Source organism: Paracoccaceae bacterium Fryx2, assembly GCA_032334235.1.
In the GTDB taxonomy this organism is placed as follows: domain Bacteria; phylum Pseudomonadota; class Alphaproteobacteria; order Rhodobacterales; family Rhodobacteraceae; genus JAVSGI01.
In genome coordinates this window covers 1,524,598-1,548,617 of the sequence record JAVSGI010000005.1, presented here as the reverse complement: position 1 = coordinate 1,548,617, position 24,020 = coordinate 1,524,598, and the positions used below count along the sequence as shown (strand labels likewise).

The window sequence follows — 24,020 nt, the reverse complement described above, 5'->3', positions numbered from 1 at the left end:
AAAGTCAAGCGCGACCGGCGGCGGGTGACAATCGGCCCCGCGCCGGTTTATAGCTAGGGCCATCCCCCGGAGGTGCCGATGCAAGACCCGACCCAACACATCACGCCGCAGGGCCGCCGCATCGCCTTTCATGCCACGCCGGGGCGCGGGCCGGGGGTGGTGTTTCTGGGCGGCTTCCGGTCGGACATGACCGGGACCAAGGCGCAGGCGTTGCAAGCCTGGGCCGAGGCGCGGGGGCGGGCGTTCCTGCGGTTCGACTATTCCGGCCATGGTGCGTCGGGCGGTGACTTTCTCGATGGCTGTATCGGTGACTGGTTCGAGGATGCGCTGGCGATCTTTGACGCGCTGACCACGGGGCCGCAGGTGCTGGTCGGGTCGTCGATGGGCGGGTGGATCGCGCTGCTGCTGGCGCGGGAGAGGGCCGAGCGGATCGCCGGTCTGGTCGGCATCGCCGCAGCACCCGACTTCACCGAAGACAGCATGTGGGCCGGGTTCACGCCCGATCAGCGGGCGGCGCTGCTGCGTGACGGACAGGTGGCGCTGCCGTCCGATTATTCCGACGGCCCCTACATCATCACCCGCCACCTGATCGAGGACGGCCAGCGTCGGCTGGTGCTGCGCGCGCCCCTGCACCTGCCGTTTCCGGTTCGGCTGTTGCAGGGCACGGCGGATGTGGACGTGCCGCCTGCCGTGGCGCTGCGGCTGCTGGATCGCGCGACCGGGCCGGATACCCACCTGACGCTGGTCAAGGGGGCGGACCACCGCTTTTCCACCCCGGACTGTCTCGCGCTGCTGACCGCGACGCTGGACGACCTGCCGGGGGGAACCGATGCGGCGCTTCGGTAGGCTGCTGGGCCGTATACTGGTTTTCCTTCTTCTGGCATTTTTGGCGATCTGGCTGTTGGCACCCGATGAGCCCGTCGACCGGGTGATCGGGTTTGAATCCAGTACTCTCGGGGATGATCTTGACGCGTGGCTTGCAGAGCAGGAATTGCAGTTTTCAGACATCATGCCGGAAACCGGGAAGCGGCTCGTCTGGGCCGGGTCGCCGGGGGTCAGGACGCCGCTCGCAGTGATCTACGTTCACGGCTTTTCCGCCACCTGGCATGAAATCGCCCCGGTGCCGCAGCAGGTGGCGGCGGGGCTGGGGGCAAACCTGTTCCTGACGCGGCTGGCCGGGCACGGGCGCGGGGCGGCGCCGATGGCCGAACCCGTGGCGGGCGACTGGATCGAGGACATGGCAGAAGCCATGGCGATCGGGCGGCGGCTGGGCGAGCGGGTGCTGGTGATCGGCACCTCGACCGGCGGCACGCTGGCGGTGCTGGCCGCCAGCGACCCCGCGTTGTCGCAGGGGTTGGCGGGGGTGGTGCTGGTGTCGCCGAACTTCGGGGTGGCGGGGGCGGCGGGCTTCCTGCTCGACCTGCCGCTGGTGCGCCACTGGGGGCCGCTGCTGGCCGGGGCCAGCCAGACCTTCACCCCGCGCAGCCCGGATCAGGCGCGTTAATGGACGATGGCCTACCCCACCGCCGCGCTGTTCCCGATGGCGGCGCTGGTGCGCCATGTGCGCAGGCTCGACCTTTCGGGCGTCACCACCCCGGCGCTGGTGCTGATGTCGGAGGATGACCGGGTGGTGGACCCGTCGCGCACCACGGCCGTGATGGCACGTTGGGGCGGGCCGCTGTGGATCGAGTGGCGGACGATGGGGCCGGGTGATGACGGGTGGTCGCATGTCATTGCGGGCGACATCCTCAGCCCCGGACAGACGGCGGAAACGGTGGCGCTGATCCTCGACTGGGCGGCGGGGCTGTGACGGAACCGCTGCTGATGATCCCCGGTCTGATGGCCGACGCACGTCAGTTCCTGCCCCAGATCCTTGCCCTGTCGCCGCGCCGGCCGGTGATGCTGGCCTTGCCGACCTGTGGCGCAACGGTCGAGGACATGGCGCAGGCGATCCTTGCCGCCGCCCCGCCGCGGTTTGCACTGGCCGGGCTTGGCCTTGGTGGCGACGTGGCGCTGGAGATGATCCGCCGGGCCCCTGACCGGGTGACGCGGGTGGCGCTGATCTCGACCGACCCGCTGTCGGAAACCCCGCAAACCGCCGCGGCGCGCGAATCGCGGATGGTTGCGGCACGGTCGGGGCGGTTGTCACAGGCGATGGCCGAGGAGGTGCCGCTGGCAGCACTTGCGCCGGGGCCGGGGCGGGCCCGGGTGCTGGCGCTGGTGGCCGACATGGCGGCGGGCTTCGACCCCGGGGTGTTTGTCGTGCAATCGCGCGCCATGCAGCGCCGCCCCGATCAGCAGAAGACCCTGCGCCGCGCCCTGCTGCCCGCGCTGGTGATCGCCGGGGCGCAGGATACGCCCCAGATGCAGCGCAGGCAGGATTTCGTCGTGGGGCTGATGCCCTATGCCAGGCTGCTGCTGATCGAGGGCGCCGACATGATGGCGCCCCTGGAACAGCCCGAAGCTGTTTCAGAGGCGCTGGAGACCTTTCTGAACAGGCCGCTGCTACTGCGATGAGGCCAGCGAGATTCGCGGCTTTTCGGCCTCGTCCCTGCCCGAGTTGGCGTCGATGAAGTTCAGCACCAGCGGGCGGATGTTCAGCCGCCAGGACTTGCCCGCGAAGATGCCGTAATGCCCGGCACCGGGTTCGACGTGGCTGGCCTTCTTCGAATCAGGCAGGCCGGTCAGCAGTTTCAGCGCGGCGATGCATTGGCCGGGGGCCGAGATGTCGTCATTGGCACCCTCGACCGTCTTCACCGCCACCTGGGTGATGGCGCCGATATCTACGCGCTTGCCCGCCACGGAGAAATCGTTCGTGGCGATCTCGCGGTTCTTGAAGATGCGCTCGACGGTGGACAGGTAGAATTCCGCCGTCATGTCCATCACCGCCAGATATTCGTCATAGAAGCGGTTGTGGGCGTCGTGGTCCGACGCCTCGCCCCGGGCCACGCGCATGATCTGTTCGGAGAACGCCTTGGAATGGCGTTCGGCGTTCATCGAGATGAAGCTTTGCAGCTGCAACAGCCCCGGATAGACCAGCCGCCCGGCCCCCTTGCAGGTAAAGCCGACGCGCTGGATCGCCATTTGTTCCAGCTGCCCCATCGTCACGCGGCGGCCGAAGTCGGTCACTTCGGTGGCGGCGGCATCGGGATCGACCGGGCCGCCGATCAGCGTCAGGCTGCGCGGCTGCGCGTCCGGGTCTTCGCCGGCCAGATAGGCGGTGGCGGCCAGCGCCAGCGGCACCGGCTGACACACCGCGATCACATGGGTGTCCGGCCCGAGGAACCGCAGGAAATCAACCAGATACAGCGTGTAATCCTCGACATCGAACTTGCCTTCCGACACCGGGATGTCGCGGGCGTTGTGCCAGTCGGTCACATAGACATCTGCATCGGGCAGCAGGCTTGCCACGGTCGAGCGCAGCAGGGTCGCGTAATGGCCCGACATCGGTGCTACCAGCAGGATGCGGCGGGCCATCGGCGCCCGGCGGCGAACCGAGAAATGCACCAGATCCCCGAACGCCTTCTTCACCACCGGAAGCACGTCGACAAGATGGTCGGTGCCATCGGGGCCAACGATCGAGCGGATGCCCCAGTCGGGCTTGGCGATCATCCGGGCGAAGGTCCGTTCGGTCACCTGACCCCAGGCCGCGGTCAGTTGCAGCATCGGGTTCATGGAAAGCGCGAACGCCGGATAGGACGCCATCGCCTTCGCGGTTGCACCCAGCCACGCATTCGTGTTGCGGGCGCTTTCCATAAGGTCATAGGTCGCCATATACTTCATTGCGTCTCCTTGTCCGGGAGCGGCCCGGCCCCTGCGTCGCGGCTGCCCCCGGACTGGGGGTGTAATGCTGCATAGCAGCACGATAGGGGGGAAACACTAACATGACAACCGAAGACAACGACGCAGGCATGCGGTTGGAACGGCTCGACCGCCTTAACGCCAATCTTGCGCTGGTCGATGCGTTGTCAAAGCGCCTGACGGCGGCGATTGCCCGGCGCAAACTGGCGGATCCGGCGCTCAGCGGCCCCGGACATGACGTTTATATGAAGGCCGCGACGGCATATGTTGCCGAAATGATGCAGAATCCGTCGAAAATCCTGGAAAATCAGTTCACCTACTGGGGCAAGAGCCTGAAACACTACGTCGAGGCGCAGCAGGTGCTTGTGAAGGGTGAACTGAAGGCCCCGTCAGACCCGACGCCCAAGGACCGCCGATTCGCCAACCCGCTGTGGGAAACGCACCCCTATTTCAATTTCATCAAGCAGCAGTATCTGATGAACGCCGAGGCGATCAGCACAGCGATCTCGGGGCTGGAAAACCTCGAGCCGCACGAGAAGAAGCGGATCGAATACTTCACCCGCCAGATCGTCGACATGATGTCGCCGACCAATTTCCTGGCCACGAACCCCGATGCACTGGAGCGCGCGGTGCAGACCGACGGTGATTCGCTGGTGGCGGGCATGGAAAACCTGGTGCGCGACATCGAGTCACACAATGGCGAGTTGATGGTGACGCTGGCCGACCCCGAGGCGTTCGAGGTCGGGGTGAACATCGGCACCACCCCCGGCGCGGTGGTGTATCGCAACCGGATGCTGGAGCTTATCCAGTATTCCCCGACCACCGAAACCGTTCATGCCACGCCGCTGCTGATCTTTCCGCCCTGGATCAACAAGTTCTACATCCTCGACATGAAGCCGCAGAACAGCCTGATCAAGTGGATCGTCGATCAGGGCTTCACCCTGTTCGTGGTCAGCTGGGTCAACCCCGATGCGTCCTACGCCGAGGTCGGGATGGATGACTACATCCGCGACGGCTATCTGCGCGCCATGGCCGAGGTGCGCCGCATCACCGACCAGCCCAAGCTGAACGCGGTCGGCTACTGCATCGCGGGCACCACGCTGACGGCAACGCTGGCGCACCTGCAGCGCATGGGCGACAAGACGGTGAACGCCGCCACCTTCTTCACCACGCTGACCGACTTTTCCGACCAGGGTGAGGTCGGGGTGTTCCTGAACGACGATTTCGTCGATGGCATCGAACGTCAGGTCAAGGTTGACGGCATCCTCGACAAGGCCTTCATGTCGCGCACCTTCAGCTATCTGAGATCCAACGACCTGATCTATCAGCCCGCGATCCGCAGCTACATGCTGGGCGAGCAGCCTCCCGCGTTCGACTTGCTGTTCTGGAACGGCGACGGCACCAACCTGCCCGCGAAGATGGCGGTCGAATACCTGCGGATGCTCTGCCAGGACGACAAGCTGGCGCGCGGCGAATTCCCGGTGTTCGGCGAGCCGGTGCGGCTGGGCGACATCCGGACGCCGATCTGCGCGATTGCCTGCGAAACCGACCATATCGCCGCGTGGAAGGGGTCTTTCAACGGCATCCGGCAGTTCGGGTCGAAGGACAAGACCTTCATCCTGTCGGAATCCGGCCATATCGCGGGCATCGTCAACCCGCCGTCCAAGGGCAAGTATGGCCATTACACCAACGATGCCCCGCTCGACACGCCCGAGGCGTTCCGCGAGGGCGCGACCTATCATCCCGGGTCGTGGTGGCCGCTCTGGGGCAAGTGGCTGGCGGCGCGCTCGGGCAAGCAGGTGGCGGCGCGGATTCCGGGTGATTCGACCAACCCCGTACTGTGCCCGGCCCCCGGCACCTATGTCACCGCCGTGCCAAGTGCCTGATCCTGCAAGGGCATTTTGAGACCTTGTTTCATTGGGAAAATTTCATGCTGCACCGCAGAAAGTGCTTGCTTTTCTGCGGTGCAGCATTTATAACCGGATCATCAGGAAACGAGCGACACCACACGCTAGGAGCGAACACCATGGCCAACCCGACCCCCGACCTCACCAAAGTCATGCAAGACATGATGGCGTCCTTCCCGGTTGACGCCTCCGCGATGCAGAACGCGTTCAAGACCCAGGCCGCGATGGGCGAGAAGTTCACCAAGGTCGCGCTGGAAGCGGCTGAAAAGTCGACCGAGATCACCTCGAAATGGGCCAAGGACACCATCGCCAAGCTGGCCGATGCCGCCAAGGCCAAATCCGAGCCGACCGAATACACCAAGGCCGCGACCGACTTCGCGTCCGCCGCCGCCGAGATGGCTGCCGAAAACTTGGCCGCCTTCGCCGAAGTTGCGAAAAAAGTGCAGATGGAAACCGTCGAGCTGATGCTGGCCGCGGGCAAGGACATCTCTGAAGATGCCACCGCCGCCGTGAAGAAAGCCACCACCGAAGCCACCACTGCTGCCAAGAAAGTTGCCGCTTCGGTGAAGTGAGCCATTGAAAACGCGTCCGACCTTCCTCCCTGTCGGCTGACGCGTCGGGGGCGGGCCTTGTGCCCGCCCTTTCTTTTTATTCTGCGCTGCCCTAAGCTTCTCTGCACCGCAACATAGGGGAGGGTGGCTCATGGCCGAAACCGACAAGCCACTGCTGATCAAGCGTTATGCCAGCCGCCGTCTCTACAACACCGAGACGAGCGACTACGTCACGCTGGAAGACATCGCGGGCTTCATCCGCGCCGGGCGCGAGGTTCAGATCGTCGATCTGAAATCCGGCGACGACCTTACCCGGCAATACCTGCTGCAAATCGTGGCCGAGCATGAAAGCAAGGGCCAGAACGTGCTGCCGCTGGGTGTGCTGACCGATCTGGTGCGCAGCTACACCACCGAGGTGCAAAGCATCGTGCCGCAGTTCCTCGCCGCGTCGTTCGAGATGTTGCGCGACAGCCAGGCCAAGATGGTCGAGAACCTGACCGCGATCCCCAATCCGATGGCCGCCCTGCCCGGGTTCGAGGCGATGCGCAAGCAGCAGGAGGTGTTCCTGCGCTCGATGCTGGGCGGTGTGCCGGGCATTCCGGGCTGGCCGGGCACCCCCACCGGCCCCGCCCGCGAGGATGAGGCACCTGAGGGCACCTCGGCCGCCGAACTGGCGCAGATCAAGAAACAGTTGGCGGAATTGCAGAAGAAACTGTCGAAGATGTGAAAAAGGGGCGCCCGCGGGCGCCCCTTTCTCATGGGATGTTCAAGTTCGGGCGACTTCCGCGAACACCTTGCGGATGGCCACGTCAAGCTTGTCGAACATCTCGTCCATCTGCGCGGGCGTGATGATGAACGGCGGGCACAGCACGATCGCCTGCCCCAGCGGGCGGCAGATCAGCCCCTGGTCGGTGCAGGCGTTGGCGATGCGTTCCGACACTGACAGCGACCCGTCGAACGGCGTTTTCGTCGCCTTGTCGCGCACCGCTTCCAGCGCGCCCATCAGCCCCTTGCCGCGCCATTCCCCGATGTTGGGGTTCTCGGCCAGCCGGGCCATGCCCGCCTCGAACTGCGGCGTAAGGCTGCGGACGTTTTCGGCCAGCCCCTCGTTCATCACCACGTCGATCGCCTTCAGCGCGATGGCGCAGCCGACCGGGTGGCCCGAGGCGGTGAAGCCATGCGGAAACTCCTCGATCTGCTCCGCCGCCGCCTGAACCCGGTCGGCCAGTTCCGGCCCGAGGATCACCGCGCCCATCGGGAAGAACCCGGCGGTGATGTTCTTGGAACTGATGATCGCGTCGGGCACGAAGTCGTAGGTCTCGCAGCCCCAGGTGTTGCCGGTGCGCCCGAAGCCGGTGATGACCTCGTCCGCGATCAGCGGAATGCCGTATTTCTTCAGCACCGGCTGGATGGCCTGGAAATACCCGGCCGAGGGCGGGATGACCCCGCCGGCACCCATCACCGGCTCGGCGAAGAAGCCCGCGATGGTGTCGGGGCCTTCCATGATGATCCGCGCCTCAAGCTCGTGCGCCATGCGGGCGGTGAACTGGCTTTCGGTTTCACCCGGCTTGCCGAAGCGCCAGAAATGCGGGCAGCCGACATGGATGAAGCCGGGCAGCGGCAGGCCGAACACCGCATTGTAGGGCTTGCCGGTCATCGAGGCCGAAACCGCGGTGACACCGTGATAGCTGTTGACCCGCGTGATGATCTTGCGGCGCTGCGGCTGGCCTTCGGCCCCGGCAAGGAACCACAGCATCTTGACCATGGTGTCGTTCGCCTCGGACCCCGAGTTGGTATAGAACACCCGGCCACGCTCGAACGGCGAAACCTCGACCAGCTTCTGCGACAGCATCACCGTCTGGTCCGACATCCGGCCGAAGAAGGCGTGATAGCCGGGGAAGGTGTCATACTGCGCCTTGGCGGCGGCGATCAGGCCGGGGTGGTCGAACCCCGCCACCATGTTCCACAGGCCGGAATTGGCATCGAGATAGCTGTTGCCATGCACGTCGAAGACATAGGGCCCCTTGCCATGGGTCAGCACGACCGCGCCGCGCTTGTGGACCGAAGGCAGGTCGGTGAAGCCGTAAAGCGAATAGGTATCGGCGCGCGATTCCCAGCTGTTTGGTGCGTCGTCACGCATGGCGGTCATCCTTGTTGGGGCAATTTCCGCGACAGGCTATCCGTCCGCGCCGCGCTTCACAATCACCGCGATGCGGGGCGCGGGCGGAATGGCGGGCGGGGCGGGCATAGTGCAGGGCCCCGACGCAGCGGACGGGCGTTTCGCCGGGGCCGGATGGGCGGTTGCATGGGCCGGGCCAAGGCCCTAGCCTTTGACGCGACGGGGCAGGGGGCAGGGCATGGGCGACACACAGGGCCGGGTGACGCTCTGGGGCATCGAGGTGTTCCTGGCCACAGCCGAAGAGGGTGCCATTTCGGCCGCTGCCCGGCGGCTGGGGGCCAGCCCTTCGGCGGTAAGCCAGCAGCTTTCGGGGCTGGAGGCGGCGCTGGGTGTGACTCTGCTGGACCGCGGCGCCCGCCCGATGCGGATGACCCCGGCGGGCACGATGTTCCGCCGCCACGCCCAGACCATCCTCAACTCCGCCACCGAGGCGCGGGCCGAACTGGCGATGGCCGACATGTCGTCGCTGACCACGCTGCGGCTGGGCATGATCGAGGATTTCGACGCCGACGTGACGCCGCGCCTGCTGTCGGCGCTGGCGGGCGACCTGCGCGGCTGCCGCTTCCTGCTGGAAACCGGCGCCAGTCACCGCCTGCTCGACCAACTCGACGCCCGCGCGCTCGACATGGTGGTGGCGGCCGACCTGGGGGCGGATGTCGCGGCCGACCCCGGCGGCAATGGCGAATGGATGGAGGTGCATCCGCTCTTGTGCGAACCCTTCGTGGTGGCGGCCCCGCGCGGTGCGGTGCAGGGCGATCCGGCGCAGGCCTTGCAACGCCTGCCGCTGATCCTCTATTCCGCGCGGCATCACATGGGCCGCCAGATCGCGGCGCATCTGGCGCGGCAGAACCTGCGGCTGGATCACCGCTTCGAACTCGACAGCTATCACGCCATCATGGCGATGGTTGCGGGGGGCGAAGGCTGGACAATCCTGACGCCGCTGGGCATCCAGGCGGCGCAACGCTTCGAGGGGGCTGCTGACGTGCTGCCGCTGCCCTTCGCGCCGCTGGACCGCACGATCTCGCTGACCGCGCGGGCGGGGATGCTGCGCGACATGCCGGGGCAAGTGGCAACCCGCCTGCGCGGGCTGCTGCAAGAGCGGGTGGTGGCGCCCTCGGTTCTGGCGCTGCCCTGGCTGAAGGACCGGCTGCGGGTGTTGTGAGCCCAAAATCCTTTGAAGGATTTTGCAAGAGTTTTAGGTAAAACTCTTGGCCGCCGGTTCCGCCGGATCAGCCTTTCACATCCTGCGCCGCCCCGATCACCGCCTGCGCGATGAAGTCCAGTTCAGCACTGGTCAGCCGCACCGGCAGGCGCACGTCGCAGGCCCGCGTCAGCATGGCACGGGTCAGCGGCAGGTCCGGCATGTCGCCGAGGAACTGCCAGTTCCAGAAGGCGCGGGCGTTGTCTTCGCTGAGGCCGAACACCTGCACCACCACGCCGCGGGCCTTGGCGGCGGACTGGAAGGCGCGGGCCTCGGCATCCGTCCACTCTCCCGCCAGGTTGAACTGGATCGAATCCGGCGCCCGGGTCTCCGGCGCCAGCGGCGGCGGCACGTCGAGCCAGTCACAGGTGTTCAGCAGATCCGCGACATGGTCATGCCCGCTGCGGCCCTTCGCGACCCGGCCTGCCAGTTCGGGCAGTTGCGGGCGGATCACCGCCGCTGACAGGTTCTGCAAGCGCATGTTGTAGAGCGGCAGGCGGTTCTGCCACAGCGGGAAGCTGTTCTGCAGGCCTGGGTGCTTTTTCCAGTTGTGCTCGTAGGCGCCCGACATGATCACCGCCCGCGCCGCCAGTTCGGGGTCGTCGGTGATCATCATGCCGCCCTCGCCCGCATTCACCATCTTGTAGCTCTGGAAACTGAAGCAGCCGATCTTGCCGATGGTGCCGATCTTGCGGCCATGCCACAGCGTGCCCAGCGAATGCGCCGCATCCTCGATCACCGGAATCTGGCGCGCATCGCAGAGCGCCATGATCGCGTCCATGTCCGAGGTGTGGCCGCGCATGTGGCTGATCAGCACCGCCGCGATGCTGTCATCGAGCTTGGCGGCGAAATCGTCCATGTCGACCCGGTAGTTGGCGCCGACCTCGACAAGCACCGGCACGCAATCGGCATGGACCACCGCCGAGGGCACGGCGGCGAAGGTGAAGGCCGGAATCAGCACCCTGGCACCGCGCGGCAGGTCCAGCGCCTTGAGCGACAGGAACAGCGCCGCCGAGCAGCTTGAAACCGCCAGCGCGTAGCGCGCGCCCATCAGTTCGGCGAATTCGGCTTCCAGCAGCGCGACCGGCGCGCCATCGGGGGCGGTGTAGCGGAACAGGTCGCCCGATTGCAGCAGCCGGTCGATCTCGGCCCGGGCGGCCTCGGGGATGGGTTCGGCGTCGTGGGTATTGGGGGCGAGAATCTGTCCGTCGGGTGCCATGCTGCGACTTTCCTGAAACTCTTGTTCGGGAAACCTGTAAGGGCTGGCGGCCGATTTTGCCAGCGCGAAGTTGGCGGCATGCCACCCGGTCGGCGCCGCCTTGCGGGTGACGCAGCGGAAAGGGGGTATTTGGGCCAAGAAGAAACTGCAGGCTTTCGTCAGCGCCCCAGCCGGTCGCGGAGCGAATACCAGGTCATCGCCAGCACCAGCAGCGGCCAGCGTAGCGCGGCACCACCGGGGAAGCGCGGTTGCGGCAGGCTGGCCATGAGGTCGAAGCGCGACGCCTGGCCCGCCACCGCCTCGGCCATCACCTTGCCTGCCAGCGTCGCCAGCGCCACGCCGTGGCCGGAGTAGCCCGAGGCCGACAGCACGTTCGGCGCGGGCCGGGTGAAGCAGGGCAGGCGGTTCATCGTGATGGCCAGGGTGCCGCCCCAGGCATGGGTGATGCGGGTGCCCTTGAGTTGCGGATAGACCTGCAGCATCGGCCGGGCGACGGTGCGGATGATGTCGGGGAAGCGGTAGCCGTAGCTTTCGCCGCCGCCGAACAGCAGGCGGTTGTCTTCCGACAGCCGCCAGTAGTTCACGACGAACCTGGTGTCGGCCACCGCGACGGGCTGCGACAGGATCTCGGCCGCCCGGTGACCCAGCGGTTCGGTCGCGATGATGAAATTGTTGATCGGCATCACCTTGGCCGCGACCTTCGGCTCCAGCGCGCCGAGATAGCCGTTGCAGGCGAGGATGACATGATCGGCCACCACGCGGCTCTGATCGGTCTGCACCACCGCTTTTGCGCCGTGCTGGATGCCGGTCACCAGACTGCCTTCGTGGATCGTGGCCCCGGCCGCCGCCGCTGCCTGTGCCAGCCCGATGGCATAGTTCAGCGGATGCACATGGCCTGCGCCATGGTCGATCTCGCCGCCCTTGTAGACCTCCGAGCCGATCAGCGCGCGGATGCCTGCGCGGTCCAGCGGTTCAAGCCGGTCATAGCCGTAGTCGCGGGCGAGGCGGTCGGCATGGGAACGGGCGTGGGTCACCTCGCGGTCGTGCCAGCAGGCGTGCGCCACGCCGGGGTGGAAGGTGCAGGGCATGGCGTGGCGGGTGATGAGGCCGCGCAGCAGCGCCTTGGCCTCTTCGGCCATGTCCCACAACCGGCGGGCCTGTTCCATGCCCACCATCGCCTCAAGCTCGTCCTGATCCAGCCGCTGGCCCGACCCGACCTGCCCGCCGTTGCGCCCCGAGGCGCCGAAGCCCACGCGATGCGCCTCCAGCAGCACCACCGACAGGCCGGCCTCTGCCAGATGCAGGGCCGCCGACAGGCCGGTGTAGCCGCCGCCGACGACGCAGACATCGGCGCGGGTATCGCCCTGCAGGGGCGCAAATCGCGCCAGCGGGGCGGCAGTGGCGGCATACCAGGACGCCGGGTATTCCCCGGCCCGGTCATTGGCGAACAGCAGGTTCATACGTTCAGCAGCAGATGCTCGCGTTCCCAGGGGCTGATGACCTGCAGGAACTCCTTGTATTCGTTGCGCTTGACGGAATCGTAGACGCCGCAGAACACCTCGCCCAGCACGTCGCGCAGCGCGCGGTCCTCTTCCAGCAGGTCGAGCGCGTCGCCCAGGTTGTAGGGCAGCTCGTCGGAACTGGAATAGGCGTTGCCGGTGCATTCGGCGCGCGGCAGCTTGCCCTCTTTCAGGCCAAGGTAACCGCAGGCCAGGCTGGCCGCGATGCCGAGGTAGGGGTTGCAATCCATCCCCGGCAGCCGGTTTTCCACCCGCCGCGCCGCGGGGTCCGAAATCGGCACCCGCAGGCCGGTGGTGCGGTTGTCGCGGCCCCAGTCGAGGTTGATCGGGGCGGCGAAGTCCGGCACATAGCGGCGGTAGCTGTTGACATAGGGTGCCAGCAGCGCCACGGCGGCGGGCAGGTGGGCCTGCATCCCGGCGATGAAGTGCAGGAACTCCGGCGTCTCGCCGCCCTTCTTGTCGGAAAAGATGTTGCGGCCGGTCTTGGTATCCACCACCGAATGGTGGATGTGCATCGCCGAGCCCGGCTCGCCCTCGATCGGCTTGGCCATGAAGGTGGCGAAACAGTCGTGGCGCAGCGCGGCCTCGCGGATCAGCCGCTTGAAGAAGAACACGTCGTCGGCAAGCTTGACCGGGTCGCCGTGGGCAAGGTTCAGCTCGATCTGCCCGGCGCCGCCCTCCTGCAGGATGCCGTCGATTTCCAGCCCCTGGGCTTCGGCGAAATCGTAGATGTCGTCGATCACCTTGCCGTATTCGTCGACCGCCGACATCGAATAGGCCTGCTTGCCCGCCGCCCGGCGGCCCGACCGGCCCATCGGCGGCAGGATCGGCATGTTGGGGTCGATGTTGCGCGCGGTCAGGAAGAATTCCATCTCGGGCGCGATCACCGGGGTCCAGCCTTCGGCGTTGAACAGGTGCACGATGCGGCGCAGCACGTTGCGCGGCGAGAACGGCACCGGCACGCCAAGCTGATCCTGCGCGTCGTGGATCACCTGCAGCGTCACGTCGGCCGTCCATGGCGCCGCGGTGGCGGTGCTGAAATCGGGCACCAGGATCATGTCGGGTTCGGTGAAGGCGTCGAACGGGTTGTCCGCCCATTCGCCGGTGATGGTTTGCAGAAAGATCGAGTTCGGCAGGAAATAGCTTTTCTGGGTGGCGAATTTCGAGGCCGGCATCGCCTTGCCCCGCGCCACGCCCGCCACATCGCCGATGATGCATTCCACCTCGTCGACGCGGCGGCCGGCGATGTAGTCGCGGGTGGCTTCGGGCAGTTTCTGGGTCCAGTCGGACATGGGTTCACACTGTGTTGGCCGCAGGGGCGGCTGCCCGGCGCGGCTGTTTGAAGAACGCGGCGATGCGGGCGGCAAGGGTGCGGTCATCGAGCGGGGTGTCGAGCCGCGCCGTGGCCTCTGCCATCAGGTCGTCGGGCACCAGCCCCTTGCCCCGGCTTTGCATCAGGCCGTCGATGAATTCGGGGCGGAACTCGGGGTGGGCCTGCACCGTCAGCGCCCGGTCGTCGTAGATCAGCGCCGCGTTGCTGCAAAAGTCGTTCGAGGCGATAACCCGCGCGCCTTGCGGTGCTTGCACCACCTGGTCGCGGTGCCAGGCGTTCAGCGTCAGCGTCTCGCCGCCGAAATCGTAGTCGGTGGCGCCCACGGCCCAGCCCTTGTCATATTGCTCGACCCGTCCGCCCAAAGCCTGCGCGATGATCTGGTGCCCGAAGCAGATGCCGACCATCGGCACGGCCTGCGCATAGGCGTCGCGGATGAACGCCTCCAGCGGCTTGATGAAGGGATGATCCTCGTAGGCGCCGTGTTTGGACCCGGTGATCAGCCAGCCGTCGGCCTCCGTCACCGAGGCCGGAAACTCCATGTCCACCACGCGCCAGGTGCGGAAGGTGAAGCCGTGGCCTTCCAGCAGGCGCGCGAACATGTCGGGGTAGTCGCCCATCTCGCCCGAGAGCGTCTCGGGCGCGAGGCCGGTTTGCAGGATGCCGATCAGCATGAAATGTCCGTGGTTGGGTGGCCGGAAGCCTACGCCCGTGCCCCCCTGCGCCGCAAGGGGGGCCGGGAGGGTCAGACCGTATCGAGATACAGTTCGACCTGTTCTTCGGGGCTGAGTTCGGCCAGATAATGCGCCTCCTGGCGCTTGGTCAGCACCAGATTGCGGATCAGTTCGCGCGGCAGGATGCGCGGCATGATCTGGCTTTTCTCGAAGGCGTCGATCGCGGCATCCCAGTTTTCCGGGATCTGCGGCAGGCCGTCGACGGCATAGGCGTTGCCGGTGATCGGCTGCGGCGGCTCGTCCGCGTCCTCGATCCCCACCAGCGCCGCGCCAAGGATGGTGGCCAGCATCAGGTAGGGGTTCACGTCGCCGCCTGCCACGCGATGTTCGATCCGCCGCGCGGCCGGGTTTCCCGCCGGGATGCGCACCGCCGAGGTGCGGTTCTCGTAGCCCCAGGAAATCGCGGTGGGGGCGTGCTTGCCCGGCACCAGCCGCTGATAGCTGTTGGCATGGGGCGCGAAGATCAGCGTGGAATCGTGCATCGCGGTCAGACAGCCCGCCACCGCATGGCGCATCACCGCCGTGCCCTTCGGCCCGCCGCTGTCGAAGATGTTGTCGCCGCGCGCGTCCAGCACCGAGAAATGGGTGTGCAGCCCCGAGCCCGAATACTCCGGGTAGGGTTTCGCCATGAAGCTGGCGGCGAAGCCGTGCCGCCGCGCCAGACCCTTGACCAGCATCTTGAACAGCCAGGCATCATCGGCGGCGCGCAGCGCGTCGTCGCAATGCATCAGGTTGACCTCGAACTGCCCCAGCCCGGTTTCCGAGGTCGAGGTGTCAGCCGGAATGTCCATCGCCTCGCAGGCGTCGTAAAGGTCGGTGAAGAAGGTGTCGAACGCATCCAGTGCCCGGATCGACAGGGTTTCCGCCGCCTTGCGCCGCTTGCCCGACCGGGGGCTGGGCGGCACTTGCAGGGTCTTGCCGGAATCGTCGATCAGAAAGAACTCCAGTTCCACCGCCACCACCGGCGTCAGGCCGCGGGCCTTGAACTTCTCCACCACCGCGCGCAGCGCATGGCGTGGGTCGCCCTCGTAGGGCTGGCCGTTCTCGCGGAACATCCAGATCGGCAGCAGCGCGGTCGGCGCCTCCAGCCAGGGCATCGGCATGAAGCCCCGGTCGGTCGGTTTCAGGATGCCGTCGGCATCGCCCTGTTCGAACACCAGCGGGCTGTCGTCGATGTCCTCGCCCCAGATGTCGAGGTTCAGCACCGAAAACGGAAAGCGCGTCCCGTCCTTTACCACCTTGTCGGCGAAACGCGCCGGAATGCGCTTGCCCCGCGCCTGACCGTTCAGGTCGGCGGCGGCCACGCGGATGGTTCGCACCTCGGGGTGCTTTCTCAGCCAGTCTTTCATATCCTCACCTGATGATCTGCGGGCGGATCCTGATCCGCGCGCGGGTATTTGCCGGCAGATGCCGGTTCAACCGCCCGTTGATGAACCCGAAGACCCCGATCACGATGAAGGTCAGAAGTATGAAGTAGAAGGCCACGATCGGGTACGGGATGAAGGGGTTGAAGGTCTTGTCTGCGAAATAGCTCGCATAGTACAGCGCGTCGCCCCGTTGCTGGAACGCCGGAAACCCCGAGAAGTATACCAAAGTCGTCGCATGGAACAGGAAAATCGCCTCGTTGGTATAGGCGGGCCATGCCAGCCGCAACATGGTAGGCCACTGGATGCGCCGGAATTTCGACCAGCCCGAGATGCCGTAGGCATCCGCCGCCTCCAGATCGCCCTTCGGTATGGACTTCAGCGCACCGTGGAAGATCTCGGCCGAATAGGCGGCGGTGTTGAGGAACAGCACGATCAGCGCCCCGGCCCAGGCCTTTGAAAGCCATGAGGTTTCCATCGTCAGCCCGAAGATCTCGACTCCCGTGCGCGGCAGCAGCACCAGCGCCTCGTAGGCAAGGAAGAACTGGATGAACAGCGGCGAGCCGCGAAAGACAAAGATGAACCATTCGGCCGGTTTGCGCGCCCAGGGGTTGCGCGCCGATTTGGCCAGCGCCAGCGCATTCGCGGCGAAGAACCCGACCACCAGCGCCAGAAACCCGAAGTAAATGTTCCAGATCAGCCCCGACCCGATCAGGGTGAACTGCTGGCAAAGGGTGAAATCGCTGCGCGGCAGCAGTCGTTCGCCAATGCCCAGCGAGCGCAGCCCATAGGCGCCGATGGTTTCCCAGCAGGTCATGCGGCGGCCTTTCGCTGGGCTTCGCCCGCCGCCGTGGCCTGCCCGCGCGACAGCCGCGCCGACAGCCGCGCCAGCACGATTTCCGACACGCGCGTCATGCAGAGGTAGAACACCAGCAGGAACAGGAAGTAATACAGCCGCCAGTCGGGGTGCGGGTATTCATAGGCGCTGGTCTTCGACCCGCCCAACTCGCGCGCCCAATAGACGATGTCCTTGACCCCCAGCAGGAACAGGAGCGGCGTCGCCTTGATCAGGATCATCCACAGGTTCGACAGGCCCGGCAGCGCATAGACCCACATCTGCGGCACCAGGATGCGGCGGAACACCTGGCCATGGTTCATGCCGTAGCTTTCGGCCGTTTCAAGCTGGGCGCGCGGCACCGCCTGCATCGCGCCATAAAGCACGTTGGCGGCAAAGGCGCCGAACACGATGGCAAAGGTGGTGACGGCCAGCGCGAAGCCGTAAAGGCTGTGCCAGACCTGCGCCGCATTGCCCGAAGGCACCTTGGCCGTCGGGCAGACCCGGAACTCCAGCCCCTGCCGGATCGGCTCGGTCCAGTCGGGGCAGCGGATCTGATGCATCATCCACTCGATCCCCTGATCCAGCGCGATCACGAAGAACAGGAAGAACACGATGTCGGGCACGCCGCGCACCATTGCGGTGTAGGTCTTGCCGAACAACCGCACCGGCAGGAATTGGCTGCGCGCCGCCATTGCCCCGCCAAAGCCGAAGGCAAGTGCCACCGGCGCCGTGATCGCCAGCAGGGCCAGCACCGTCAGGAACGACCAATAGAAGTCGAGATGCTTGCCCGTGGTCAGGTAGCACGCCAGCCAGCCAAGGCCTTCAAGGGTCGCGGGATCGGCGCAGGATGCGAACATGGGGTGGCCCCCCGGTGATGAGCCGGGGGGCTCTCCTTTCCGGTCAGAAGGTTGTGGCTTCCGCGCCGAACCACTTGGTGATCATGGTGTTCAGCGTGCCGTCGGCCTTCATCGCGGTGATGGCGGCGTTCATCTTCTCCTTCAGCTCGGCGTCGCTTTCGCGCAGGCCCATGCCGACGCCGCCGCCAAGCTGCACGTCGGCATCCAGCATGACCAGTGCGCCGCCCGATTCCGCCGCGATCGGCACCAGATAGTCCTTGTCGGCAAAGACCGCATCGGCCTCGCCGTTGCGCACGGCGGCCACGCTTTCGTCGGGGGTGGCGAATTCCAGCAGGGTGGCTCCCGATTCCGCGACATGACCCGCCTGGATGGTGCCGACCTGCGCCGCCACCACACCGCCCTTGATGTCGGCATCGGCCGTCAGCGCCATGTAGGCAGACTCGGCCGGCGGGATGTAGTTCTGGGTGAAGTCGATCACCTTGTCGCGTTCGTCGGTGATGCTCATGCCCGCGATGATCGTGTCATAGTTGCCCGACTGCAGGTTCGGGATGATGCTGTCCCAGTCGGTGGTGACCCATTCGCAGGTCAGTTCAGCCCGCTTGCACAGCTCGTCGCCCAGTTCGCGTTCGAAACCGTCAACCTCGCCCTTGTCATTGATGAAGTTGTAGGGGGGGTAGGCGCCTTCGGTGCCCATGCGCACGGTCTGCGCGGCGGCAAGGCCGGTCGAAAGCGCCAGCAGCGCGGTGGCAAGGATCAGTTTCTTCATTCGTGCTCTCCCAAGCAGGTTTCGTTTCTTGTGTCAGCCCGAGGTCGCGGACAGGAAGCCGCGCAGACGGTCGGTCTGCGGGTTGCCGAACAGCGCCGCGGGCGGGCCTTCTTCCTCGATCTTTCCCTGATGCAGGAAAATCACGTGGTCCGACACGTCGGCGGCCAGCCGCATGTCATGCGTGACAAGGATCATCGTGCGCCCCTCTTCCGCCAGCGCCTTGATGACCTTGACAACCTCCTGTTCCAGTTCCGGGTCCAGCGCCGAGGTCGGCTCGTCGAACAGCAGGGCGCGGGGTTCCATGCACAGCGCCCGCGCGATGGCGGCGCGCTGCTGCTGGCCGCCCGACAGCATCGCGGGCCAGGCGTCGGCCTTGTCGGCGATGCCGACCTTGTCGAGATACTTGCGTGCCGAAGCCTCGACCTCGGCCGGGTCGCGGCCCAGCACCGTCACCGGAGCTTCCATCACGTTCTGCAGGATGGTCAGGTGCGACCACAGGTTGAACTGCTGGAACACCATCGACAGGTTGGTGCGGATGCGGGTGACCTGCGCGCGGTCGGCGGGGTGGCGGCCAAGGCCGGTGCCCTTCCAGCGCACCGCCTCGCCCTCGAACAGGATATCCCCCTGCTGGCTGTCTTCCAGCAGGTTGCAGCAGCGCAGCAGGGTGGATTTGCCCGACCCGGACGACCCGATCAGCGACACGACATGGCCGCGCGGCGCCACCAGATCGACCCCCTTCAACACCTCGAGATTGCCATAGCTCTTGTGCAGGTCGCGGATGTCGATCACGGGGCGGGCAGCGTCGGGCGGGGGGTGCGGGGCGGTCACGTTGTCTCGCATGGTCTCGCTTGTCTTGCGGCCCGGCGGACCGTTCTGGTCGCCAAGTAGGGCCGATATTTCGGCCCTTTGCAACGGCCTTTCTGCCGGGCGGCGGGTGGCGTTTTCACCAAACGGTCAATCCTGCGCCACTATCGCCTCGGGTGCGGGCGGCGTGGGCACGGAAAGATATTCGGCGGCCGGAATGGCGACAAGGCCGCGCAACCCCAGCGTTTCGCGATCCCCCGGGGCAAGGCCCGCGATGGCGGTGGCGATGATATCGAAGATCAGCGCGGTGTCGGCACCCCTGGCGCTGACATAGGGCAGCCCGGGCGAAGGCGCGGTCATCCCGACCACCCGCAGCGCGGCACACAGCGCCGGGTCGTCGCGGGTCAGCAGCCGCCACGTCACGGCGTCGATCGCGGCGAGATCGGCCTTGCCCGCCGCCACCGCCTGCGCCGATAGCCGGTGCCCGCCGGTCCGCAGCGCCGGGCGCAGATGCAGCCCCAGCCCGGCGGCATGGGCCTGCGGCGCGGCCCAGCCCGATTGCGACCCGGCATCGTTGTAGGCAAAGGCCGCCCCGTCGAAATCCGCCAGCGCCGCACGCGGGTCGGCGGCGCGGGCGATGAACAGGCTGCGGTAATGGCCCGGCGGGCAGCCTTCGACCGCGAAATCCGGCGTGCCGATCAGCGTTACATGCCCATGCAGCCGCGCCCGATAGGGCAGGCCGCAGGTCTGCGACAGCACCAGATCGGGCGCCAGCCAATGCGCGAAAAGGTCATCCGCACCGCGGCTCAGCGCCTCGGGTGCTGCATTCCCCGCCGCGCGCAACCCGTCGCGGATCGCCGCCCACAGCCTGTCGTTCGCGGCAACGGTCGTGCCGAAATCATACATCGGCAGGGATGCGATCACGACCGGCGTTCCACCCGCTGCCGGGCGAGTGCCGAGTCCTGATCGGTCAGCCCCAGAAGCTTGGCCACCAGCCGCACCAGCTGGTCTTCATGGTCATCCCGTTCGCCGTCGGCCAAGGCAACCGACCACAGCGCCTCCAGCAATCCCGTGCGGTCTTCCAGCGCCACCGCATCCTTCAGCGCCTTGGTGAAGCGGACGGTGTCGGGCGCCTCGGCCTCCAGCGCCTCGGCGTCGGCGCGCAAGCTGCGGGCGTCGGCGGCGGTCAGGCCGTGGCGCTCTGCCAGCACCCGGTCGATCCGGGCGGCCTCTACGCCGGAATAGGCGCCATCGCTGCGGGCAAGCCGCACCAGCAGCGCGGCCAGCGCAAGGCGGGCCTCGCGTTCGGGCAGGCGGTCGGGGGCGGGGGCCGTCAGGCGGCGCAGCAGGGCTTCGAACATGGGGAAAGGTATAGGGCACTGCAGCGGCCTTGCCAATCGCCGCAGCGAACCCGAATTTTCAACGAAAATTCCGAAGGCGGCGGATTTTTCGTAGAAAAATCGCGCAGCCACCCGGTCAGCGGTTCATTTCAGCGCGGCGAACATTGCGGCCAGCCGTGCCGCCTCAAGGTCCACCCCGTAGGGCGCATTGACGATGAAGACCCCCGAGCCGGTCATGCGGTGACCGTCGCGCACCGGGGGAAAGCGCAACTCGTGGCGGAAGCCTTCGGGGAAGGCCCGTTCCAGCGCATCCAGCATCGGACCATGCGCGCCGCCGGTCAGGATAGGATACCACAGCGCCAGAACGCCCACGTTCCATTTGCGGTGAATCGCGGCCATTACCTTGGGAATGTTGGCATAATCGTCCTTCACCTCGTAGGACGGGTCGATCAGCATGAGCCCGCGCCGCGGGGTCGGCGGGCAAAGCGCCAGCGCCATCGCCAGCCCGTCCTCGGCCCGGACATGCGCGCCCCATGGCCCCAGCGTCGCCACCAGCCCGGCGTGTTCCTGCGGGTGGAGTTCGGCCAGATGCATCCGGTCGCCGTCGCGCAGGCACATCGCGGCCAGCAGCGGCGAGCCGGGATAGGCCGCCTCGCCGTAGCGGGCGCGGATCTCGGCCAGCCTGCGCGCATAGGGGTGGCCGGGGGCAAAGGCCGACCACAGCCGCCCGATGCCCATCGCCGCCTCGCCGGTCTTGGCCGCCTCTTCCGCGTCCAGCCGGTAAAGCCCGCGCCCGGCGTGGGTTTCCAGATAAGTCAGCGGCTTGTCCTTCTGCGTCAGGTAATCCAGCATCCAGCACAAGAGCGCGTGCTTGTGGACATCGGCCAGATTGCCCGCGTGATAGATGTGTTGATAGGACAGCATGGCCCAGCCCTAGCCGGGATCGACGCCCGGTTCAAGCCGCGCGCTGTCGCCCCGGGCCCAGCGTGCGTCCCCGCACCAGCCCGCCGCAGGCGACCGCAGCTTGCGCCAGGCCACCAGACCCAGCCGGGTCGGGCAGGGGCGGGCGAGGAGCATGTTCCCGCCACCGACAGGCCGGGCAGCAGCCGCAATTCGCCGACGCAGGAAGCGCAGGCCCGCCGCCTCGGCCGCAACCCCCTCGCCTCGGCCGCAGGGCCGCGCCATCCAGCCGACTGTCGCCGCGGTCGCCGTCCCGATCCGGGCCAGACTCCGGATCAGGGTGCTCTTGCCCGCGCCATTCTCGCCCGTCAGCCCAAGCACCTCGCCGCCGCGCCGTCTGGCGCCCGGGCCGCGCCACAGGTCTTGACCCGTCCGGAAAGGGAAAGCTGGGGAATGGCCGTCCAGACCTGTGACCGGGGCGGCCCGCGCCGCGGCATCCGTGCCACGCGGCCCGGTGCTTCGGCCCGGCGCTTCGGCATCCCCAGCACAGGCCCGCGCCGCGAACGGAGCCCTTCCAGCCGCACGAAGGGGCAGGGCTACCGCACCGGCATTCCGGTTTTGAAACTGTTGGGCCGTCTTACTGGGGGTCGCGGGCAACCAGGCAATAGGCGGCGTGGCTGCCTTCGGCACGGCGCAGATAGCCCTGATCCACCAGTTCGCGCAGCGCACGGTGGAAGGTGGGCTGTGTCATCGTCTCGACCAGCTTGTGCCGGCGCAGCGCGCTGGACCGCACTTCCCCGCCGTCGGGGGCCAGCGAGCGCACGGCATAAAGCAGATCGCGCTCGAAACGGGTCAGCCCCAGAAGGCCGAGTTCACTTTCCATGCGCAGCAGGAGCTCTCGAAGCTGGGCGATTCTCTCCACTTTCTTGATCATCTTTCAGTCGAGAACCGCCCCCTCCCCCTTCATCGCCAGCCTCTCGGGCCGCGGTGGCCGTCCGGTTCTGCCTGCCACGTCCTGTCTGCCCGGGCGGCACCGGCGTGGCCGGGGCTCCCGGGTGCGGTTTCAGCCCTGATCAAGGCTGGACAACCTGCTGTCATCAATGATGTATGACCCCGCCTTGGTATTCGGCGCATGGGAGATGCAGCCCTTTTCCACCAGGGCGCGCAGGGCGCGGTGGTAGGTCGGATGGGTCATGCCTGCCACCAGCGGGTGAACCCGGATCGCCTCCGACCGCACCGGCAAACCGCCGACGCTCAGCCGCGAAATGGCATAGAGCACGTCGCGTTCCTTGTCGGAGAGCCGGTCAAGACCGATCTCCGCCTCCATTGTCGTAAGCATCCGGCGAACTTCGACAACATACTCGAATATCTGCGACATTGCGTGTGCCCTCAGCGACAGAACGGGATGAAAACCGCATTCGGTCCAGGCCCGACTGGCCTGCCGATGTCGCGATCCTGCGCGCTCGATCCCTCTCGCCGCACGCTGTTCCCTGAGTAGCCGAGGTCGCAGCCAAAAACAACAGTTCTGCTAAAGGGCACCTCTATAAATTGCCCCATCCCCCGCACTTCGGTATGGTGAGACAGTGAACTGGCATTGGGGATGCAACGATGGCGCAGATGGGTTTTTTCGATCTTTCGGACCGTTACGCGAGCCTCGATGCCAAAAGGGATCCGCTGGTCGAAATTGATGCCGTCGTGCCGTGGGAGGAGTTTCGTCCGGCTCTTGAGCGGGTCTGGCGCAAGCCTGTTGCGGATCGCAAGTCCCGCGCGGGGCGCAAGCCGATAGATGCGGTGCTGATGTTCAAGACGCTGGTTCTGAGCGCGCTTTACAACCTGTCGGATGATCAGATCGAATATCAGGTCCGCGACCGGCTTTCCTTTATGCGCTTCCTGGGGTTGGGCCTTGGTGACCGGGTGCCCGACGCCAAGACGGTGTGGCTGTATCGCGATGCGCTGGCGCAGGCCGGCAAGGTGGAGGAGTTGTTCGGGTTGTTTGACGGTCATTTGGCGCGGCGGGGCTACATTGCGCGCGGCGGTCAGATCCTGGACGCCTCCATCGTGCCGGTGCCGCGCAATCACAACACGCGCGATGAAAACGCAACGATCAAGAAGGGCGAGGTCCCCGAGGATTGGGCTGATAAGCCAGCGAAACGGGTGCAAAAGGATGTGGACGCACGTTGGACGAAAAAGCACGGCAAGAGCCACTACGGCTACAAGAACCATGTGAATGTGGACCGCACGCATAAGCTGGTCCGGCGCTACCACGTCACCGACGCCGCTGTGCATGACAGCCAGGCAGTGGATCATCTGCTGATGCAGGGCAACACCGGGTCTGGCGTGTGGGCGGATGCTGCTTATCGGTCCGAGGAGATGGAGGCCAAACTCCGCGCCTTAAAACTGAAAAGCCACATCCACCGCAAGGGCAATCGGGGCAAGCCGCTGACCGACCAGGCCAAGGGCAGCAACCGCACCAAATCCACCGTGCGGGTCCGGGTTGAGCACATCTTCGGCGCGCAGGCCAACGACATGGGCGGCACCCTGGTGCGCACCATCGGCTTGGTGCGGGCGAAGGCCAAAGTCGGCATGAAGAATCTCGCCTACAACATGCGCCGCCTCGGCCAACTGGGTCGCATCAACCCGCACCCAGCCTGAAAACGGTCGGCCAAGGACGCAGATCGCCCCGCGCATCGCTAAAAACGGCCCTGAACC

26 protein-coding genes are annotated in these 24,020 nt (G+C 66.4%); 9 read left to right on the top strand and 17 right to left on the bottom strand.

Annotation, left to right across the window (positions count from 1 at the left end; all coding sequences use genetic code 11):
* The first annotated feature begins 78 nt into the window (after positions 1-78).
* The 4 genes from RNZ50_16710 to RNZ50_16695 are packed head-to-tail and all read left to right on the top strand — an operon-like array spanning position 79 to position 2,517.
* Positions 79-846, top strand: a complete 768-nt coding sequence (locus tag RNZ50_16710) for an alpha/beta hydrolase (protein ID MDT8856634.1) — start codon at positions 79-81, stop codon at positions 844-846.
* The gene (locus RNZ50_16705; GenBank protein ID MDT8856633.1) at positions 830-1,504 is read left to right on the top strand and encodes an alpha/beta fold hydrolase; all 675 of its coding nucleotides are present in this window, start codon (positions 830-832) and stop codon (positions 1,502-1,504) included. Before RNZ50_16710 ends, RNZ50_16705 begins: the two co-directional genes overlap by 17 nt.
* A gap of 6 nt (positions 1,505-1,510) precedes the next feature.
* Positions 1,511-1,810: a hypothetical protein gene (locus RNZ50_16700; protein ID MDT8856632.1), complete on the top strand. Its 300-nt coding sequence runs from the start codon at positions 1,511-1,513 to the stop codon at positions 1,808-1,810.
* Entirely contained in the window at positions 1,807-2,517 is a 711-nt protein-coding gene (locus tag RNZ50_16695) for an alpha/beta hydrolase (protein MDT8856631.1), read from the top strand. The genes RNZ50_16700 and RNZ50_16695 overlap by 4 nt, the downstream gene beginning before the upstream one ends.
* Here the strand turns inward: RNZ50_16695 and phaZ are convergent.
* Complete coding sequence (phaZ, locus tag RNZ50_16690) at positions 2,506-3,783, bottom strand: polyhydroxyalkanoate depolymerase (GenBank protein ID MDT8856630.1); 1,278 nt, start codon at positions 3,781-3,783, stop codon at positions 2,506-2,508. The genes RNZ50_16695 and phaZ overlap by 12 nt on opposite strands.
* Before the next feature lie 101 nt (positions 3,784-3,884).
* Here phaZ and phaC point away from each other — a divergent pair, with 101 nt between their 5' ends.
* The 3 genes from phaC (at position 3,885) to phaR (ending at position 6,986) form a co-directional block, all read left to right on the top strand.
* The gene (gene phaC, locus RNZ50_16685; GenBank protein ID MDT8856629.1) at positions 3,885-5,687 is read left to right on the top strand and encodes a class I poly(R)-hydroxyalkanoic acid synthase; all 1,803 of its coding nucleotides are present in this window, start codon (positions 3,885-3,887) and stop codon (positions 5,685-5,687) included.
* Between the two features lie 140 nt (positions 5,688-5,827).
* Positions 5,828-6,280, top strand: coding sequence for a Phasin (locus RNZ50_16680; GenBank protein ID MDT8856628.1), 453 nt, complete (start codon positions 5,828-5,830; stop codon positions 6,278-6,280).
* A 130-nt stretch (positions 6,281-6,410) separates the two neighbouring features.
* Positions 6,411-6,986 (top strand): polyhydroxyalkanoate synthesis repressor PhaR, encoded by a 576-nt coding sequence (gene phaR / locus RNZ50_16675; GenBank protein MDT8856627.1) that lies wholly within the window; start codon positions 6,411-6,413, stop codon positions 6,984-6,986.
* Between the two features lie 39 nt (positions 6,987-7,025).
* Here phaR and RNZ50_16670 read toward each other — a convergent pair whose 3' ends face one another.
* Positions 7,026-8,399, bottom strand: a complete 1,374-nt coding sequence (locus RNZ50_16670; GenBank protein ID MDT8856626.1) for an aminotransferase — start codon at positions 8,397-8,399, stop codon at positions 7,026-7,028.
* 217 nt (positions 8,400-8,616) lie between these two features.
* Here RNZ50_16670 and RNZ50_16665 point away from each other — a divergent pair, with 217 nt between their 5' ends.
* A complete protein-coding gene (locus tag RNZ50_16665) occupies positions 8,617-9,600 on the top strand; it encodes a LysR family transcriptional regulator (GenBank protein ID MDT8856625.1) in 984 nt (327 codons plus the stop codon).
* A gap of 67 nt (positions 9,601-9,667) precedes the next feature.
* On the opposite strand, the gene RNZ50_16660 is transcribed toward RNZ50_16665, so the two are convergent.
* The 15 genes from RNZ50_16660 to RNZ50_16590 form a co-directional block, all read right to left on the bottom strand.
* Complete coding sequence (locus tag RNZ50_16660) at positions 9,668-10,858, bottom strand: aminotransferase class I/II-fold pyridoxal phosphate-dependent enzyme (protein ID MDT8856624.1); 1,191 nt, start codon at positions 10,856-10,858, stop codon at positions 9,668-9,670.
* Between the two features lie 158 nt (positions 10,859-11,016).
* Positions 11,017-12,318: an FAD-binding oxidoreductase gene (locus tag RNZ50_16655; GenBank protein ID MDT8856623.1), complete on the bottom strand. Its 1,302-nt coding sequence runs from the start codon at positions 12,316-12,318 to the stop codon at positions 11,017-11,019.
* Complete coding sequence (locus tag RNZ50_16650; protein ID MDT8856622.1) at positions 12,315-13,670, bottom strand: glutamine synthetase family protein; 1,356 nt, start codon at positions 13,668-13,670, stop codon at positions 12,315-12,317. Before RNZ50_16650 ends, RNZ50_16655 begins: the two co-directional genes overlap by 4 nt.
* A 4-nt stretch (positions 13,671-13,674) precedes the next feature.
* A complete protein-coding gene (locus RNZ50_16645; GenBank protein ID MDT8856621.1) occupies positions 13,675-14,382 on the bottom strand; it encodes a type 1 glutamine amidotransferase in 708 nt (235 codons plus the stop codon).
* A 71-nt stretch (positions 14,383-14,453) separates the two neighbouring features.
* Positions 14,454-15,791 carry a glutamine synthetase family protein gene (locus tag RNZ50_16640; protein MDT8856620.1) on the bottom strand — a complete coding sequence of 446 codons (1,338 nt, stop codon included), beginning with the start codon at positions 15,789-15,791 and terminating at the stop codon, positions 14,454-14,456.
* Between the two features lie 4 nt (positions 15,792-15,795).
* Entirely contained in the window at positions 15,796-16,623 is an 828-nt protein-coding gene (locus tag RNZ50_16635; GenBank protein ID MDT8856619.1) for an ABC transporter permease subunit, read from the bottom strand.
* Positions 16,620-17,501 (bottom strand): ABC transporter permease subunit, encoded by an 882-nt coding sequence (locus RNZ50_16630; GenBank protein MDT8856618.1) that lies wholly within the window; start codon positions 17,499-17,501, stop codon positions 16,620-16,622. The genes RNZ50_16635 and RNZ50_16630 overlap by 4 nt, the downstream gene beginning before the upstream one ends.
* A 43-nt stretch (positions 17,502-17,544) precedes the next feature.
* Complete coding sequence (locus RNZ50_16625) at positions 17,545-18,267, bottom strand: transporter substrate-binding domain-containing protein (protein ID MDT8856617.1); 723 nt, start codon at positions 18,265-18,267, stop codon at positions 17,545-17,547.
* Between the two features lie 33 nt (positions 18,268-18,300).
* A complete protein-coding gene (locus RNZ50_16620) occupies positions 18,301-19,107 on the bottom strand; it encodes an amino acid ABC transporter ATP-binding protein (GenBank protein ID MDT8856616.1) in 807 nt (268 codons plus the stop codon).
* 114 nt (positions 19,108-19,221) lie between these two features.
* The gene (locus RNZ50_16615) at positions 19,222-19,995 is read right to left on the bottom strand and encodes a PhnD/SsuA/transferrin family substrate-binding protein (GenBank protein MDT8856615.1); all 774 of its coding nucleotides are present in this window, start codon (positions 19,993-19,995) and stop codon (positions 19,222-19,224) included.
* Positions 19,992-20,432, bottom strand: coding sequence for a TerB family tellurite resistance protein (locus RNZ50_16610; protein MDT8856614.1), 441 nt, complete (start codon positions 20,430-20,432; stop codon positions 19,992-19,994). Before RNZ50_16610 ends, RNZ50_16615 begins: the two co-directional genes overlap by 4 nt.
* Positions 20,433-20,555: 123 nt before the next feature.
* Positions 20,556-21,335, bottom strand: coding sequence for a 23S rRNA (adenine(2030)-N(6))-methyltransferase RlmJ (gene rlmJ, locus RNZ50_16605; protein ID MDT8856613.1), 780 nt, complete (start codon positions 21,333-21,335; stop codon positions 20,556-20,558).
* Between the two features lie 9 nt (positions 21,336-21,344).
* Positions 21,345-21,692 carry an ATP-binding cassette domain-containing protein gene (locus RNZ50_16600; GenBank protein ID MDT8856612.1) on the bottom strand — a complete coding sequence of 116 codons (348 nt, stop codon included), beginning with the start codon at positions 21,690-21,692 and terminating at the stop codon, positions 21,345-21,347.
* Positions 21,693-21,948: 256 nt separating this feature from the next.
* Positions 21,949-22,245: a hypothetical protein gene (locus RNZ50_16595; GenBank protein MDT8856611.1), complete on the bottom strand. Its 297-nt coding sequence runs from the start codon at positions 22,243-22,245 to the stop codon at positions 21,949-21,951.
* 129 nt (positions 22,246-22,374) lie between these two features.
* Positions 22,375-22,689 (bottom strand): hypothetical protein, encoded by a 315-nt coding sequence (locus RNZ50_16590; GenBank protein MDT8856610.1) that lies wholly within the window; start codon positions 22,687-22,689, stop codon positions 22,375-22,377.
* Positions 22,690-22,919: 230 nt separating this feature from the next.
* Here RNZ50_16590 and RNZ50_16585 point away from each other — a divergent pair, with 230 nt between their 5' ends.
* Positions 22,920-23,963: an IS5 family transposase gene (locus RNZ50_16585; GenBank protein MDT8856609.1), complete on the top strand. Its 1,044-nt coding sequence runs from the start codon at positions 22,920-22,922 to the stop codon at positions 23,961-23,963.
* Positions 23,964-24,020 lie beyond the last annotated feature (57 nt).

Bases quoted from the DNA above. Each gene is read 5' to 3' on its own strand.
- RNZ50_16660 (MDT8856624.1), bottom strand. From the start codon at position 10,858: ATGGCACCCGACGGACAGATTCTCGCCCCCAATACCCACGACGCCGAA.
- phaR (MDT8856627.1), top strand. From the start codon at position 6,411: ATGGCCGAAACCGACAAGCCACTGCTGATCAAGCGTTATGCCAGCCGC.
- RNZ50_16620 (MDT8856616.1), bottom strand. From the start codon at position 19,107: ATGCGAGACAACGTGACCGCCCCGCACCCCCCGCCCGACGCTGCCCGC.
- RNZ50_16650 (MDT8856622.1), bottom strand. From the start codon at position 13,670: ATGTCCGACTGGACCCAGAAACTGCCCGAAGCCACCCGCGACTACATC.
- RNZ50_16640 (MDT8856620.1), bottom strand. From the start codon at position 15,791: ATGAAAGACTGGCTGAGAAAGCACCCCGAGGTGCGAACCATCCGCGTG.
- RNZ50_16680 (MDT8856628.1), top strand. From the start codon at position 5,828: ATGGCCAACCCGACCCCCGACCTCACCAAAGTCATGCAAGACATGATG.
- rlmJ (MDT8856613.1), bottom strand. From the start codon at position 21,335: ATGCTGTCCTATCAACACATCTATCACGCGGGCAATCTGGCCGATGTC.
- phaC (MDT8856629.1), top strand. From the start codon at position 3,885: ATGACAACCGAAGACAACGACGCAGGCATGCGGTTGGAACGGCTCGAC.
- RNZ50_16665 (MDT8856625.1), top strand. From the start codon at position 8,617: ATGGGCGACACACAGGGCCGGGTGACGCTCTGGGGCATCGAGGTGTTC.
- RNZ50_16710 (MDT8856634.1), top strand. From the start codon at position 79: ATGCAAGACCCGACCCAACACATCACGCCGCAGGGCCGCCGCATCGCC.
- phaZ (MDT8856630.1), bottom strand. From the start codon at position 3,783: ATGAAGTATATGGCGACCTATGACCTTATGGAAAGCGCCCGCAACACG.
- RNZ50_16590 (MDT8856610.1), bottom strand. From the start codon at position 22,689: ATGTCGCAGATATTCGAGTATGTTGTCGAAGTTCGCCGGATGCTTACG.
- RNZ50_16645 (MDT8856621.1), bottom strand. From the start codon at position 14,382: ATGCTGATCGGCATCCTGCAAACCGGCCTCGCGCCCGAGACGCTCTCG.
- RNZ50_16595 (MDT8856611.1), bottom strand. From the start codon at position 22,245: ATGATCAAGAAAGTGGAGAGAATCGCCCAGCTTCGAGAGCTCCTGCTG.
- RNZ50_16625 (MDT8856617.1), bottom strand. From the start codon at position 18,267: ATGAAGAAACTGATCCTTGCCACCGCGCTGCTGGCGCTTTCGACCGGC.
- RNZ50_16705 (MDT8856633.1), top strand. From the start codon at position 830: ATGCGGCGCTTCGGTAGGCTGCTGGGCCGTATACTGGTTTTCCTTCTT.
- RNZ50_16655 (MDT8856623.1), bottom strand. From the start codon at position 12,318: ATGAACCTGCTGTTCGCCAATGACCGGGCCGGGGAATACCCGGCGTCC.
- RNZ50_16635 (MDT8856619.1), bottom strand. From the start codon at position 16,623: ATGACCTGCTGGGAAACCATCGGCGCCTATGGGCTGCGCTCGCTGGGC.
- RNZ50_16700 (MDT8856632.1), top strand. From the start codon at position 1,511: ATGGCCTACCCCACCGCCGCGCTGTTCCCGATGGCGGCGCTGGTGCGC.
- RNZ50_16610 (MDT8856614.1), bottom strand. From the start codon at position 20,432: ATGTTCGAAGCCCTGCTGCGCCGCCTGACGGCCCCCGCCCCCGACCGC.
- RNZ50_16585 (MDT8856609.1), top strand. From the start codon at position 22,920: ATGGCGCAGATGGGTTTTTTCGATCTTTCGGACCGTTACGCGAGCCTC.
- RNZ50_16630 (MDT8856618.1), bottom strand. From the start codon at position 17,501: ATGTTCGCATCCTGCGCCGATCCCGCGACCCTTGAAGGCCTTGGCTGG.
- RNZ50_16670 (MDT8856626.1), bottom strand. From the start codon at position 8,399: ATGCGTGACGACGCACCAAACAGCTGGGAATCGCGCGCCGATACCTAT.